The 14,822-nt window shown below is 40.5% G+C and carries 16 protein-coding genes and 1 riboswitch; of the genes, 1 reads left to right on the top strand and 15 read right to left on the bottom strand.

Annotated features, from left to right (window positions below):
* The 13 genes from purN to GI584_RS03920 all read right to left on the bottom strand — a co-directional run bounded on the left by purN (position 1) and on the right by GI584_RS03920 (position 12,073).
* Positions 1 to 573 carry a phosphoribosylglycinamide formyltransferase gene (gene purN, locus GI584_RS03980; RefSeq protein WP_153790322.1) on the bottom strand — a complete coding sequence of 191 codons (573 nt, stop codon included), beginning with the start codon at positions 571 to 573 and terminating at the stop codon, positions 1 to 3.
* The gene (purM, locus tag GI584_RS03975; protein WP_153790321.1) at positions 566 to 1,594 is read right to left on the bottom strand and encodes a phosphoribosylformylglycinamidine cyclo-ligase; all 1,029 of its coding nucleotides are present in this window, start codon (positions 1,592 to 1,594) and stop codon (positions 566 to 568) included. Before purM ends, purN begins: the two co-directional genes overlap by 8 nt.
* 56 nt (positions 1,595 to 1,650) lie before the next feature.
* A complete protein-coding gene (gene purF, locus GI584_RS03970) occupies positions 1,651 to 3,063 on the bottom strand; it encodes an amidophosphoribosyltransferase (protein WP_100361921.1) in 1,413 nt (470 codons plus the stop codon).
* Positions 3,039 to 5,267 carry a phosphoribosylformylglycinamidine synthase subunit PurL gene (gene purL / locus GI584_RS03965; RefSeq protein WP_153790320.1) on the bottom strand — a complete coding sequence of 743 codons (2,229 nt, stop codon included), beginning with the start codon at positions 5,265 to 5,267 and terminating at the stop codon, positions 3,039 to 3,041. The genes purF and purL overlap by 25 nt, the downstream gene beginning before the upstream one ends.
* The gene (purQ, locus tag GI584_RS03960) at positions 5,251 to 5,934 is read right to left on the bottom strand and encodes a phosphoribosylformylglycinamidine synthase subunit PurQ (RefSeq protein ID WP_100361923.1); all 684 of its coding nucleotides are present in this window, start codon (positions 5,932 to 5,934) and stop codon (positions 5,251 to 5,253) included. The genes purL and purQ overlap by 17 nt, the downstream gene beginning before the upstream one ends.
* The gene (gene purS / locus GI584_RS03955; protein WP_153790319.1) at positions 5,931 to 6,182 is read right to left on the bottom strand and encodes a phosphoribosylformylglycinamidine synthase subunit PurS; all 252 of its coding nucleotides are present in this window, start codon (positions 6,180 to 6,182) and stop codon (positions 5,931 to 5,933) included. Before purS ends, purQ begins: the two co-directional genes overlap by 4 nt.
* Positions 6,179 to 6,892, bottom strand: coding sequence for a phosphoribosylaminoimidazolesuccinocarboxamide synthase (purC, locus tag GI584_RS03950; RefSeq protein WP_100361925.1), 714 nt, complete (start codon positions 6,890 to 6,892; stop codon positions 6,179 to 6,181). The genes purS and purC overlap by 4 nt, the downstream gene beginning before the upstream one ends.
* A 13-nt stretch (positions 6,893 to 6,905) precedes the next feature.
* Positions 6,906 to 8,201 carry an adenylosuccinate lyase gene (gene purB, locus GI584_RS03945; RefSeq protein ID WP_153790318.1) on the bottom strand — a complete coding sequence of 432 codons (1,296 nt, stop codon included), beginning with the start codon at positions 8,199 to 8,201 and terminating at the stop codon, positions 6,906 to 6,908.
* A gap of 12 nt (positions 8,202 to 8,213) precedes the next feature.
* The gene (gene purK, locus GI584_RS03940; protein ID WP_100361927.1) at positions 8,214 to 9,341 is read right to left on the bottom strand and encodes a 5-(carboxyamino)imidazole ribonucleotide synthase; all 1,128 of its coding nucleotides are present in this window, start codon (positions 9,339 to 9,341) and stop codon (positions 8,214 to 8,216) included.
* The gene (purE, locus tag GI584_RS03935) at positions 9,328 to 9,819 is read right to left on the bottom strand and encodes a 5-(carboxyamino)imidazole ribonucleotide mutase (protein ID WP_153790317.1); all 492 of its coding nucleotides are present in this window, start codon (positions 9,817 to 9,819) and stop codon (positions 9,328 to 9,330) included. Before purE ends, purK begins: the two co-directional genes overlap by 14 nt.
* Positions 9,820 to 10,174: 355 nt before the next feature.
* Positions 10,175 to 10,273: riboswitch (purine riboswitch) on the bottom strand.
* Positions 10,274 to 10,501: 228 nt separating this feature from the next.
* Positions 10,502 to 11,185 (bottom strand): hypothetical protein, encoded by a 684-nt coding sequence (locus GI584_RS03930; RefSeq protein ID WP_153790316.1) that lies wholly within the window; start codon positions 11,183 to 11,185, stop codon positions 10,502 to 10,504.
* Positions 11,186 to 11,307: 122 nt separating this feature from the next.
* Positions 11,308 to 11,472: an NETI motif-containing protein gene (locus GI584_RS03925; RefSeq protein WP_153790315.1), complete on the bottom strand. Its 165-nt coding sequence runs from the start codon at positions 11,470 to 11,472 to the stop codon at positions 11,308 to 11,310.
* On the bottom strand, positions 11,462 to 12,073 hold the full coding sequence (locus GI584_RS03920) for a DUF2179 domain-containing protein (RefSeq protein ID WP_153790314.1): 612 nt from the start codon (positions 12,071 to 12,073) through the stop codon (positions 11,462 to 11,464). Before GI584_RS03920 ends, GI584_RS03925 begins: the two co-directional genes overlap by 11 nt.
* Before the next feature lie 103 nt (positions 12,074 to 12,176).
* Here GI584_RS03920 and GI584_RS03915 point away from each other — a divergent pair, with 103 nt between their 5' ends.
* Positions 12,177 to 12,608, top strand: coding sequence for an Hsp20/alpha crystallin family protein (locus tag GI584_RS03915; RefSeq protein WP_153790313.1), 432 nt, complete (start codon positions 12,177 to 12,179; stop codon positions 12,606 to 12,608).
* Positions 12,609 to 12,679: 71 nt separating this feature from the next.
* Here GI584_RS03915 and GI584_RS03910 read toward each other — a convergent pair whose 3' ends face one another.
* On the bottom strand, positions 12,680 to 13,840 hold the full coding sequence (locus GI584_RS03910; RefSeq protein ID WP_153792902.1) for a Gfo/Idh/MocA family protein: 1,161 nt from the start codon (positions 13,838 to 13,840) through the stop codon (positions 12,680 to 12,682).
* Positions 13,831 to 14,799 (bottom strand): sugar phosphate isomerase/epimerase family protein, encoded by a 969-nt coding sequence (locus GI584_RS03905; RefSeq protein WP_153790312.1) that lies wholly within the window; start codon positions 14,797 to 14,799, stop codon positions 13,831 to 13,833. The genes GI584_RS03910 and GI584_RS03905 overlap by 10 nt, the downstream gene beginning before the upstream one ends.
* Positions 14,800 to 14,822: the final 23 nt, after the last annotated feature.

Raw genomic sequence — 14,822 nt, 5'->3', positions numbered from 1 at the left:
TTATTCTCCTCTCGTGATCAGTTTTTGAATCGTAGCTGGATAAAGCTGATGTTCTACTTGCTGAATCGCATGTTGTAATTCATCTCTTGAGCTTCCGTCTTGTACATCAACTGCTTGTTGAGCAATAATTTTTCCTGTGTCCATCCCAGCATCTACATAATGCACGGTAACCCCTGACACTTTCACACCAGCATCAAATGCTTGTCCGATTGCGTCCAGTCCAGGAAAAGATGGTAAAAGCGAAGGATGGATATTGATGATTTTCCCTTCAAAAGGACGTAATAACGTCTTTCCAATCATTCGCATATACCCTGCAAGGATAATAAGGTCAATCTTTTCTTCTTGCAACACCTCAACAATTTTCGCTTCAAACATCTGCTTATTTCGGTATTGTTTTGGATCAAATACGAAGGCAGGCGTTCCATTTAATTTGGCTTTTTCGACTACCTCCGCATTTGGCTTGTCACAAACAAGTACCGACACCTCAGCATCTAGTGTACCATTTTTGACCGCTTCGACAATCGCATTGTAATTACTGCCGGTACCAGATGCAAATACTGCTAATTTAGTCATTGGAGAATGTCACCCCTGTTTCTTCTATAACTTCACCGATGACGTATGCTTCTTCACCAATGTCCTCTAATAATTGGAGAGCCATATCTGCTTCATGTGCTTCGAGAATAACGGCCATACCGATACCCATATTAAAGACTCCGTACATATCTTCTTCTTTTAGATCTGCCTGTTTTTGCAAATAATCAAAAATAGCAGGTTTTTGCCAAGACCCTTGCTGAATTTTCACACCAAGATTATCGGGTAATGCACGTGGTAAGTTTTCATAAAATCCGCCGCCTGTGACATGACTGATCCCTTTAATCGTAAGGTCTAACTTTAGTTGTTGAATCGCTTTTGTATAAATTTTAGTTGGCTGTAATAGTGCCTCGCCTAAGGTTGTCGATAGCTCAGGAATTTCGTCATGATAACTTAAGCCTTTGTCTTCGATAATTTTTCGAACAAGTGAAAAACCGTTAGAATGAACACCTGATGAAGCAAGTCCGATCACTTTATCACCGGATGCAATCTTATCACCTGTGATAATTTGCTTTTTATCCGCAATGCCAACAACAAAGCCTGCGAGATCATATTCATCCTCATCGTACATCCCTGGCATTTCAGCTGTTTCACCACCGATAAGTGCTGCATCGGATTGAACACAGCCATCTGTTATGCCTTTTACGATCTGTTCGATTTTTTCCGGTTGATTTTTCCCACATGCAATATAATCTAAGAAAAAGATTGGATCAGCACCTTGAGCAACAATATCATTGACACACATTGCCACTAAATCAATTCCAACTGTATCATGTTTATCCATGGTGAAAGCAAGTTTCAACTTTGTTCCGACTCCATCTGTTCCAGAGACTAATACTGGTTCTTCATAAGAGAATTTACTGATATCGAAAAGGCCTGCAAAAGCACCTACACCACCGATTACTTCAGGGCGATTGGTATTCGCGATATGTTTTTTCATTAAGTCGACTGCTTTATAGCCGGCGTTGACATCGACACCTGCATCTTTATAAATATCACTCATTCCTATAGACTCCTTTTTTGGTGCGGAATTTTTATCGTCTAATTTATTGGACACTTTTATTCTTTATAAGCAGGAATTACTGTATCTGGATAAATTTCAGTCGGATAGTTCCCGGTAAAACATGCCTGACATACACCATGTTCTTGGCGGTCACGATCCTCTACAATCGACTCTTCCAATCCTTCAGTTGATAAAAAGGATAAGCTGTCTGCCCCAATAATTTCGCGCATATCTTCGATCGAATGATTGGCCGCAATTAATTCACCTTTTGTGGAAGTGTCGATTCCGTAATAGCATGGGTTTTGAATCGGTGGAGATGCGATACGAACGTGCACCTCGGTAGCACCTGCTTCTTTTAATAAACGGACGATGCGGCGACTTGTTGTGCCTCGAACGATGGAGTCATCGACCATAACTACACGCTTTCCTTCGACAATCCCGCGAACTGCGGACAGCTTCATTTTCACCCCTTGCTCGCGTAATTCCTGTGATGGCTGAATAAAAGTACGACCGACATAACGGTTTTTGATTAAACCGAGCTCATACGGAATTCCAGTTGCTTCAGAAAATCCAATTGCAGCAGAAATACTTGAATCCGGTACACCTGTGACAACATCGGCATCGACTGGTGCTTCAACTGCCAATTGTTTCCCCATCGTTTTACGGCTTGCATGCACATTTTTCTCATTTAAGTCACTGTCAGGACGAGAGAAATAGACATATTCCATTGAGCAAAGTGTACGTTGTAATGGAGAAGTGAATTGCTTTGTTCTAAATCCATCCTCATCAATCACGATTAATTCACCAGGTTTTACTTCACGCTCATAGGTTGCACCGATTAAATCAAAGGCGCACGTTTCTGATGCCACCACATAGGCATCACCTAAACGGCCAATTGATAGTGGACGTAAACCGCGTGGATCTAATCCGATAAACAACTGATCCTCTGTTAAAATCGAGAAAGCATAGGCACCTTTGATCATACCTAGAGCAGAAGAAATCGCTTCTTCCATCGGTAAATTACCACTACGTTTCACTAGGTGAGCAATAACCTCGGTATCAGAAGTAGTCTGCAAAATACTTCCTTGCGCTTCCAGTTGACTTTTCAGCGCATGAGCATTAACGAGGTTACCGTTATGCGCCAATGCCAGACTATTCGTTTGTGAGCGAAAAACAAGTGGTTGGACGTTTTCATAGCCACCGCCACCTTGTGTGGCATAGCGAACATGCCCGATTGCCGCATGTCCTTGCAGGCGGGAGAATTCTCCCTCTGAAAAAACGTCATTGATCAAGCCGACGCCCTTATGAACATTTAATTTTTCACCATCTGTTGTAACAATACCGGCACCTTCTTGACCACGATGCTGAAGAGCATGAAGGCCATAATATGTCATTTCGGCTGCTTTTTCATGTCCCCAAATCGCAAATACACCACATTCTTCATTTAAACCTTTGATTTCAGCAAGCACGGGATAGCTCCTTTCCACAGCTGTTGTAATGTTGTTACATCTTCTGTGATTGCTTCTTTCTCACCATTACGTACGACTAATTGATTGGTCACTGTTACCGTTCCTACTAATTGTATATCTTCTACTTTCGCTTCAAATGCTTCACGATCTTTCTCAGGAACCGTTACAACAAAACGTGATTGTGATTCACTGAAAAGTGCTGTTGTAAGATCACCTTCGAATTGAACATCTGCACCCAATTCTTTATCGTTAAAAAGACTTTCTGCTATTGCAACTCCAAGTCCACCTTCTGCAATGTCATGAGCAGATGAAACAAGACCAGCACGGATTGCATCTAATAATTGCTCTTGGAGTTTTGCTTCCGTATCCAAATCAATTGCCGGAGCTTTACCGAAGTATTTACCTTCCAAGAGATTTTGCAGTTCACTGCCACCGAACTCTGCTTCCGTTTCACCAATCACATAAATCAAGTCACCTTCATTTTGAAAATGCGATGGAGTAATATGATCAAGTGATTCATGTAATCCAACCATACCAACTACTGGTGTCGGGAAGATTGCCTGACCGTTTGATTCGTTGTAAAGGGAAACGTTACCGCTGATAACCGGTGTATTCAATCTTAAGCTGGCTGCACTCATACCTTCTACACTTTTCTCCATTTGCCAGAAGTTTTCTGGTTTATCCGGATTACCAAAGTTTAACCCATCTGTAAGTGCTAATGGTTTTGCACCAGAGGCAACGATATTGCGTGCTGCTTCTGCTACTGCTATTTTACCGCCGGCTTCCGGATCCAAATGGATATAACGAGAATTACAGTCCGTTGTCATCGCAATTGCTTTGTCATATCCGCGGACACGTACAACTGCCGCATCTGAACCTGGTGAGAAAACGGTATTCGCCTGTACCATGGAGTCATATTGATCATAAACATATTCTTTGCTTGCGATCGTTGGCTGTTGCAATAATTGTTTCAATGTTTCCTTGTGATCACTGACTTCCGGTTGGTACGCAGGCATGGATTGGTATTCTTGATAAAAGCTTGGAACTTTCGATTCTTTATAGAAAATCGGTGCATCTTCTGCTAAGTTATCGACTGGGATATCGGCAACTACTTCGTCTTTATGCAATAAGCGGAACATTTTATCATCGGTTACTTGACCTACTGCTACAGCTTCAAGTCCGTATTTCTTGAAAATGTCGACAATTTCCTGTTCCTCACCTTTTTTCACACATAACAGCATACGTTCTTGTGATTCTGACAACATCATTTCATACGCCGTCATGTTTTCTTCACGCTGCGGGATTAAGTCTAGGTTCATCTCCATCCCCATACCAGCTTTACTTGCCATCTCACTTGCAGATGAAGTAAGACCTGCTGCCCCCATGTCCTGAATTCCAACTAATGCATCAGATTGAATGACTTCAAGGCATGCTTCGATTAATAATTTTTCCATAAAAGGGTCACCAACTTGTACGTTGGAACGTTTGCTTTCTGAGTCTTCTGATAAATCTTCCGAAGCAAATGTCGCACCATGGATCCCATCACGACCTGTTTTAGAACCGACATACATAATCGTGTTTCCAAGACCGGCAGCGATCCCTTTTTGAATATCTTTCGTATCGATTAGGCCAACACACATTGCATTAACGAGTGGATTGCCTTCATAACAATCATCAAATTGTACTTCTCCTCCAACGGTTGGTACCCCTACACAGTTACCGTAGCCAGCAATACCATGGACCACCTCATCAAAAAGATATTTGACACGACCGGTATGGAGATTACCGAAGCGTAACGAGTTTAATGATGCAATCGGACGAGCCCCCATCGAGAAAACGTCACGGATAATACCGCCGACACCTGTTGCTGCTCCTTGATATGGTTCTACCGCTGAAGGGTGGTTATGACTTTCGACTTTAAATACGACACCCTGGCCATCACCGATATCCACAACACCTGCACCTTCACCAGGACCCTGCACTACTTGTGGTCCTTCTGTCGGAAATTTCTTTAATAAAGGTTTAGAAGTCTTATAACTGCAGTGCTCCGACCACATTACCGAGAAAATACCGATTTCAGTAAAATTCGGGCGACGTCCCATAATGTTTTTAATCATGTCATATTCTTTATCTGTTAATCCCATTTCCTGATAGACTTTATCTTGTTCTATCAACTCAGGAGTAATTTCAGGCGCCTGCAACATAACGTTCCCTCCAGTTTTCTAGCATAGATTGGAATAGTTTTAACCCATCGTCACTGTTTAAAATCGCTTCTACCGCACGTTCCGGGTGTGGCATCATACCTAACACGTTTCCTTGTTCATTGATGATTCCGGCAATATCACTAACCGAACCATTAGGATTATTTTGGTACGTAAAGACGATTTGATTGTTTTCTTTTAATCTAGCAAGTGTCTCCTCATCACAATAATAGTTTCCATCATGATGTGCGATCGGAATCGAGACTACTTCGTCCTTTTCATATTTCGAGGTAAAAAGGGTGTCATTGTTTTCAACGATTAAGTTTTCAAAATGACACATGAATTTCAGATTCTTATTCCGCAGCATTGCACCTGGCAGTAACCCGGATTCTAATAATATTTGAAATCCGTTACACACACCTAGAATCGGAATCCCTTTGTCTGCTTGTTCTCGTAATTGCTTGACGATATCTGATGTAGAAGCAATTGCACCAGAACGAAGATAATCACCATAAGAGAATCCACCAGGGAGTAAAATTGCATCATAGCCTTCCAGGTTTGCTTCCTGATACCAAAGCATATCCGCTTCTTCTCCCAGTGCATCTTTTGCTGCATAGTACATATCACGGTCACAATTGGAGCCAGGGAAGACAATCACAGCAAATTTCACTGGGCAACCCCCTCTTCCACTGTATACGAATAATTTTCGATAACTGGGTTTGCGAGTAGTTTGTTACACATCTCTTCAATTTCTAATTCAATATTTGCATCATCATTCACGGTTAATTCTAAATACTTGCCAACACGAACCTCTTTGACATTGTCATAGCCTAATGTATTTAAAGATCCTTGTACTGCTTTACCCTGTGGATCTAATACGCCCTCTTTTAATGTAATGTGTACTTTTACTAGTTTCATTGTTTTGCCTCCAGTCTCGATAAAATATGGTCATATACAGTAACTAAGTCACCTAAGTCTTCACGAAATACGTCTTTGTCCATTTTCTCTCCTGTTGCGATATCCCATAGTCTGCAAGTGTCGGGACTTACTTCATCCGATAACACAATTTCATCACTAGCATTGCGACCGAATTCCAATTTGAAATCGACAAGCTGTAAATTAATTTCTTTGAAGAAAGCTTGCAATTGCCCGTTTACTTGAAGTGCCATTTGTTTAATTTTGGACAGATCTGCTTCGGTTGCATCCGTTAATAGTAACGCATGGTCGTCATTGATTAATGGATCACCAAGCTCATCTTTTTTATAAAAAAGTTCCACTAGCGGCGGATCGAAAATTGTCTTCTCTTCAATACCTGTACGACGGACGATGCTTCCCGCAGCGACATTACGAACGACAACCTCAAGCGGTATAATTGTTGTTCTTTCAACTAATTGTTCCGTTTCATTTAACGCTTCTTTAAAGTGACTGTTGATCCCCTGCTCGCGAAGGTATTCGAACACTTTAGCAGAGATTAAGTTATTATAGCGACCTTTCCCTTGAAACTCTGCTTTTTTCTCACCATTAAAGGCTGTTGCATCATTTTTGTAAGAAAGGACTAATACATTCGGATTATCCGCTACCGTAAATACTTGCTTTGCTTTTCCTTCATATAACAGCTTGTCTTTCATTGGATTCCTCTCCTTATGCCAGGCCTATTTTTTTGAAAATCTGATCCACATTTTTCAAGTGATACGTATAGTCAAAGCAATCGTCTAATTGCTCTTTTGATAACGTGTTGGTGATGCGCTCTTCTTGTTCGATCAATTGACGGAATGGTGTTGCCGTCTCCCATGCTTTCATCGCATTTGGCTGTACCATATCATATGCTTCCTCACGGCTCATGCCTTGATCAATCAAGGAAAGCAATACACGTTGTGAGAAGATAACCCCGTACGTGCGATCGATGTTCCGTTTCATATTTTCCGGGAATACCGTTAAGTTTTTCACGATATTGCCAAATCGGTTCAGCATATAGTTCAAGGCGATTGTTGCATCCGGTAAAATGACACGCTCTGCAGAAGAGTGGGATATATCACGTTCATGCCATAACGACACATTTTCATACGATGTCATCATATAACCTCGGATGACACGTGCCATTCCCGTCATGTTCTCAGAACCGATTGGGTTACGTTTATGTGGCATTGCTGAAGAACCCTTTTGACCTTTCGCAAAAAATTCTTCCACTTCTCTTGTTTCTGTTTTTTGCAAGCCACGTATTTCGGTTGCAAACTTTTCGATTGAGCTTGCGACTAATGCCAGTGCTGATAAATATTGCGCATGACGATCACGCTGTAAGGTTTGGGTAGATACTGGTGCTGGCTGCAGTCCTAATTGTTCACACACATATTTTTCAACAAATGGATCGATATTCGCATAGGTCCCAACTGCACCTGACAGTTTCCCTGTTTCAATTACTTTTGCAGCAGCATCAAAGCGTTCAAGGTTACGTTTCATTTCTTCATACCATAATGCCAATTTCAATCCGAAAGTTGTCGGCTCAGCATGAACACCATGTGTACGCCCCATCATAACTGTATTTTTATGCTCGATTGCTTTTTCTTTTAAAATCTCAATAAAGTTCACAATATCACGACGGATAATTTGATTCGCTTGTTTTAATATATATGAAAGTGCCGTATCGACAACGTCTGTTGAAGTAAGGCCGTAGTGTACCCATTTTTTCTCATTGCCTAATGTTTCAGAGACAGCACGTGTGAAAGCTACCACATCATGACGAGTGTCTTGTTCAATTTCAAAAATACGTTCTATATTAAAAGATGCATTTTCTCTAATTTCTTTTACATCTTCTTTTGGAATGATCCCTAATTCACTCCATGCCTCACAGGCTAAAATTTCAACCTCAAGCCATGCGTTAAAGCGATTCTCGTCTGTCCAGATTTTTCCCATTTCTTCTCTTGTATAACGTTCGATCATAAGTGTTTCCTCCTAGTTTTCGATTATCTTTTTTTCCACTAGTTCATTATATATGATTAAAGGATTGTCCCCAATAAATGTTACATGTCCCATTTTACGCAATGGCTTGTTTTCTATTTTTCCGTACATATGAATGTGTGCATTAGGGTTAGCATCTAACTGACTGAAAAAAGGTTCTACGTCTTTTCCAAGTAAGTTAACCATTACTGCTCCACCATGAGAATGGATCGGAATTAGTGGTAATCCGCAGATCGCCCGGATATGCTGCTCAAATTGCGAGACATCACATGCTTCGATTGTAAAATGTCCTGAATTATGCGGCCGTGGTGCCAATTCGTTAATTAAAATATCTTCACCACATACGAACATTTCGATTGCGAAAGTTCCGACAACACCAATTGTTTCTGCGATTGCTTTTGCCGCTTGACGGGCTTGTTCTCCAATTCGTTCAGAAACCAGCGCTGGTGCAATCGTAGCGTGGAGAATATGATCACGGTGTATATTTTCTGCTATCGGAAAATAAGTGATCTCTCCTGACTCTGATCTTGTGAAAACAATCGAGATTTCCTTGTCGAAAGGTACCCATTTTTCCACGATTAAGCGATCTGTTTGTTGAAGCATCTCAACTGCTGCTTCGATATCAGCGTCATTTGATAGCTTAACTTGCCCCTTGCCGTCATAACCTCCACGGCATGTTTTGGCAACGGAAGGATAACCGATTTTCTCAGTTGCTGCTTGTAATTCTTCAGTTGTTGTCACGATCGCAAAATCTGCTACTGGCTGCTTACTATCCACCATTGCTTTTTTCTCTAATTCACGATCCTGCGTAACTTTCAGTGAGTTGGCACCTTGCGGCAGAATGCCTGCCTCTTCGAGAATTTGTGCTGCTGTTAAATCGACATTTTCAAATTCGTATGTCACCACATCACTTTTCTCTGCAAGCTGTTTAACTGCTGCTAAATCGTCATATGCAGCGACGATTTGCTCATCCGCCACTTGTGCTGTCGGGCAATCTGGAGTTGGATCGAGTACGATGACACGATACCCCATATGTTTGGCTACCGTAGTCATCATTCGTCCTAGCTGTCCACCGCCTATGATCCCGATAGTAGAGCCGAATAATAGTTTATTGGTCTGCAAGATTGTCCCTCATTTCTGCTACTTTTTCTTTTAGTTGGTTTTGATGGTTGGCTAGTCGTGCTGCTGTTTTTGAATCGCTTGTGCCAATGATTTGTGCTGCGAGGATGCCTGCGTTTTTGGCTCCTGCTTTGCCAATTGCGACGGTTGCGACTGGTACGCCGCCTGGCATTTGTACGATGGAGTAAAGTGAATCGACACCGCTGAGTGTGCTTGTTTTAACAGGCACGCCAATGACTGGCAGGGTGGTCTTTGAGGCAACCATGCCTGGTAAGTGGGCTGCTCCGCCTGCTCCTGCGATGATTACTTTTAGACCTCTGTCTCGTGCTGTTTCGGCATATTCAAACATGTCTTCCGGAGTTCTGTGTGCGGAGATGACTTCTTTTTCATAACTGATTCCGAGTTCTTCCAATGCTTCACACGTATGCTTCATCGTTTCCCAATCAGATATACTTCCCATGATAACACCAACAAGTGCCATAATTTCCCCACTTCCTTCTATATAATATCTACTTGAATCTCATAATTAACATAAACTGCAAAGTTATACTTTTTAGATTCACTTTCTTCCATTCTTTATTGATGAGTGCGTGATCGTCGCTACGGAAAGCGCAGTATTTTGCCGGAGCGTTTCTAAGCACTCATCATTAATCAGAATGGAAGGAAGCTACACCAAGGCAAATTTTCACAACTTCGCAGTTGTTATCTACTGCGGGTGTTCAAGGTAGTTAATTAATAATAAAATGATACAAAAAACCTATTCATCTTCTCTATCAGGAGAGAAGATGAATAGGTGGTGATTTCCATAACTATCCTGATGATTTTTCTCGATAAAATCATCGGTCATCTTCCCTCATAGTCCATCATTTACGGCGATGGGTAGATACTTTTGAGCCATATTCTCAAATTATATGAGGCAGTTATTATGTTAGATTTTTTTACTACACTGTTATGATAACAAGAGGACTCGAATCCTGTCAACAAAAAATCGAACATTAAAATAAGAGTTTATATCAACGTTCGGTTTTTGGCGAATTGACATGTTTAACATATCTAGATAGGCGACAGTGTCAAGTTTGTCCCTCATCAATAAAAAACAAAGAAATTAGAAACTAATAAACTGGAGCTTGCAGACCAATTTGGCCATGCAAGCTCCAGTTTTTTTATATCGTCCATTGATCATTCACCAATGCAACAAGTTTCCATTCCCCTTGTTCGTTTGATTCAAAAACTACATTCAAACTGCTCCAGTCTAATTCTTCTTGACCCTCTTTATAAAATTCTACATGATGTGATTCTGGAAAGAATTCTTTAATATTGTTGATCATGTTTCCTCGACTATCAGTTTTATCAAACGTTATCTCATCCGGATTAAGGTAATCAGCTTGATAGACATACTCTTCATGGTATTCGACTGGGGTTAGCTCAATTGGAAATCCACTTCCATCTTCCACCCCCCAGACATACTCTTCCGTATCTTCCTTAAATGCAGCTACTTCACTTGGGTCAAATACGAGATCACTCTCACTCACATTAACATATGGAGAATACAAGAGCCCTTTCTCCTCATGTACATAAGTTGCAAGCTCTTCAAAATTTTGGTCTGCTAATAATTCAATAATTTGATTTGCTTGCTCCTTTAATTTCGTTTCAACATCTTCTTCCTTTTCACCTTTCTTATTAAAAAACACCGGTGCATCCTCTTGCTTGTAATGCTCATTGAACGTTCTCGTTTCAACTGCACTTACTGAATTTGCGTCTGCAGAAGTAAGAATACCTGTGTAACTCAAAGCCGTTATTGCTACTAAAAGAAAAACACCAGCTATCCCCCATCTAATACGATTCATAATCATCCTCCTTTAAATAGATGAATACATTCAAAATTATTATTCACAAGAGATTGATTATTATCATAAGAAAGTAAAAAAAGTACAGAATCATACGAACGTTAGACAAATATCAGAGTCTCTTAATGTTCGTGTTTTACTAATTTTGCATCAAATACAATTTTTCTGCCGTTGAGTACAGGTTGCCCATTTTCTTCTATGAAAACTGGTTCTTCCACACGCCTTGTTGGCTGATACCCTTCCTGTTTAATTCTTGCTAAGCAATCATCAATCGTTTCATTCTCCATCACTTCGAACTTCTTCTTGGTTTGCTTCTTGTTGCTGCTGTTCTTCTGCTTTTTGGACACTTTTGCGAATCCTCCCTTTCTTCACTTGTTTTACCCAGAACCCTCCATGAATCTGTTTTGGTTCATAGGCAATAATAAAGGCTTTTGGGTCAATAGATTTAATTGTTTCGTATAAATGTATTTCATATTTTCTCGGGGACAGAATTTGCATCGACAACCGGTCCCCCTCCATACCGTACGCATACCAACTTGTCACTCCGTAACCTTTGTCCCTTAATTGCTTCGTAAAGGTAATATCCGGATCAGAAGAAATCACATTCACAGTGATATAGCCTAATGCTAATTTTTCTTCAATCTTCGAGCCAATGACAACTCCAAGTCCATAACCTAATCCATAAGCAACCAAGTTCTGGATCTCTCCTAAGTTATCTAGCACGAGACCAAGACCGAGTGTATAAATAACAATTTCAAACGTACCGATTGTTCCTGCAATATATCTTCTACCTTTTAACGTTAGAATTACTCTTAATGTAGATAAAGATACATAGACGATATTTATAGTCATGATAATAATAATCATCATAAACGCATTTTCAAGCATTTTTAATGCACCTCCGCTTATGCACAACGATTTTTAAAAGTCATATCTTATATCATAGCGAAACCATTTTACCACAGCAAAAAGAGAAAAGGGAGAGATAGTTTTGGATCCATTTCAAGATATGCATGATTGGAAAAATAACTTAGATCAATTCTTCGGTGGCAACTTCTGGGATGACTTTGAACATATAATTAAACCGCCAATTCCAGCCGTTAATATGTACGAATTGGACAATGAAATAATTGTTTATGTTAATTTGCCCGGAATAAAAGATCGTAAACAAGTGAAGGTATTTGTTGACTATGATGTATTAGAATTAAAGGGAACCCTATTCCCTGTAAAACAGTCGGGGAAATTAATAAAACAGGAGATTTTGCATGGAGAATTCTCCAGAAAAATTGACTTACCCTTTCCAGTACGACAAGACCGCATTACGGCTGCTTTAAGACAAGGATTGATGACGATTCATCTTCACCGCTTAGTAAACGATAAAAAGAAAAAGCAAGCTATTGACATTGAGGAATTTGAGGATTGACCCAAAGTAGATATTACTGTATCCATGTCAAAAACAGGAGAAACACATTTGTCTCTCCTGCTTCTTTAACATTAATCGATCGGTACCCATGATTTCGTTTCTGATGATTCCTCTACCGCTTCTAAGACGATTTGGTTTTTCACACCGTCATCAAAGTTTGGAGCTGGTTGGTAATCTTCTGCGATACCACGGAAAAATTCATCAATTAAATGGATAAACGTGTGTTCATATCCGATAATGTGCCCCGGTGGCCAATATGCACCAGCATACGGATGGACTTCCTCGGTACAATTAATCAGTCGGAAGCCTTGCACCCCTTCTTCATCATCGGCAAAGTAGACCTCTAAATTGTTCATGTTTTCCATGTCCCAACGGATCGAGCCTTTTTCACCGTTAATTTCAAATTTGTTTTTGTTGCGGTTTCCTCCAGCAAAACGGGTTGCCTCAAATGTACCTAGAGCACCATTTTCAAAACGAGCAATAAAGGCTACAGCATCATCAACGGTTACTTCACCCATTTCACTCGCATTTCCTTTAGCATTAAGACCGCCAGTCATCTCACCAACTGGACGTTGTTTAATAAACGTTTCCATTGTGCCGCTTACTTCCGCAAATTCGCCAATTAAAAAGCGGGCAAGGTCAATACTGTGAGCACCAATATCTCCTAAAGCACCTGAACCGGATACTTCTTTTTTCAACCTCCATACAAGCGGGAAATTCGGATCCATAATAAAATCTTGTAAATAGTTCGCACGATAATGATAGACACGCCCTATTTTTCCATCTTCAATTAATTTTTTTGCATATTGAACTGCAGGTGCAAAGCGATAGTTATGGCAAATCATATGTTTCACGCCATTTTCTTCAACCGCTTGAAGCATTTCCTTTGCTTCTTCTACTGTTAATGCTAATGGTTTTTCGGTAATAATGTGTTTTCCTGCTTTTGCTGCAGCAATCGCAATTTCAGCATGGGTATGGTTCGGAGTTACAATGTCGATCACATCTATATCGTCTCTTGCGATTACCTTTTTCCAATCCAATTCATAACTTTCCCAGCCCATTTTCTCCTGAGCTTCTTTCACCGCTTCTTCATTTCGGCCAGCAATCACCTTTAATTCTGGTTTGAGTGGATTATCAAAGTAAAAAGAAAGATCACGATAGGCATGGCTATGTGCTTTTCCCATAAATTGATAACCAATCATGCCAATTCTCACTTTTTGGTTTACGCCCACCACATTTCACCAACCTTTTCTTTAATCAAAGCATTTTGCAGTACCGCTACTGCTTTCTGGAAACCTTCTTCAACCGACATTAAACTGTCTTCATGTTCAATACTTACTGCACCTTGATAACCAATCAGCTGCAGAGCACTGATAATTCTCTTCCATTCTTCTTCACCATGGCCATAGCCTACTGTACGGAAAATCCAGGAACGATTTAACTCATCACTATATGGCTTGGTGTCTAACACACCATTTGCTGCCGTGTTTTGCGGATCAATTGCTGTGTCTTTAGCATGGAAATGGAATAGTGCCTCATGCTCGCCAAGCTCTTTGATACTTACGACAGGGTCCATTTGCTGCCAGTATAAATGACTTGGATCAAAGTTGACACCGATATTTTTCCCACATGCATTCCGAAGCTTCAAAGCGGTTTCATTGTTAAATACAACAAATCCCGGATGTGGTTCGATTGCAATGCGAACATTATGTTCTTTCGCAAAATCATTTTGCTTTTTCCAATAAGGAATTACTTTTTCTTGCCACTGCCATTCTAAAACCTCCGGATGATCGTCTGGCCAAGCAGCTGTCACCCAAACAGGGTATTTGGAATACTCTGACTCTCCTGGACAACCAGAGAACGTAACAACTGTATCAACACCGATTTTTTCCGCTAATAACACTGTCTCTTCAAATTGCTTATGATGCTGACTGGAAATATTCTGATTGGGATGTAATGGATTTCCATGACAGCTAAGTGCACTAATCTCGATGTTTCTTTCGGTAAAAGCTTGTTGAAAGGCCTGTAATTTTGCTTCTTCCGCTAAAAGCTCCTCTGGGTTACAGTGCGCATTCCCTGGATAACCTCCTGCACCAATTTCAACAGCTTCCAATCCTGCATCTTTCACTTGATCAAGTGCTTCTTCTAACGACTTATCACCAAATAAAACAGCAAATACACCTAACTTCATTCTATTCACCTCATTAAATAAAT

The sequence above is a fragment of the Gracilibacillus salitolerans genome (assembly GCF_009650095.1).
Classification (GTDB): domain Bacteria; phylum Bacillota; class Bacilli; order Bacillales; family Amphibacillaceae; genus Gracilibacillus; species Gracilibacillus salitolerans.
This window is presented reverse-complemented; position numbering and strand designations above follow the sequence as displayed.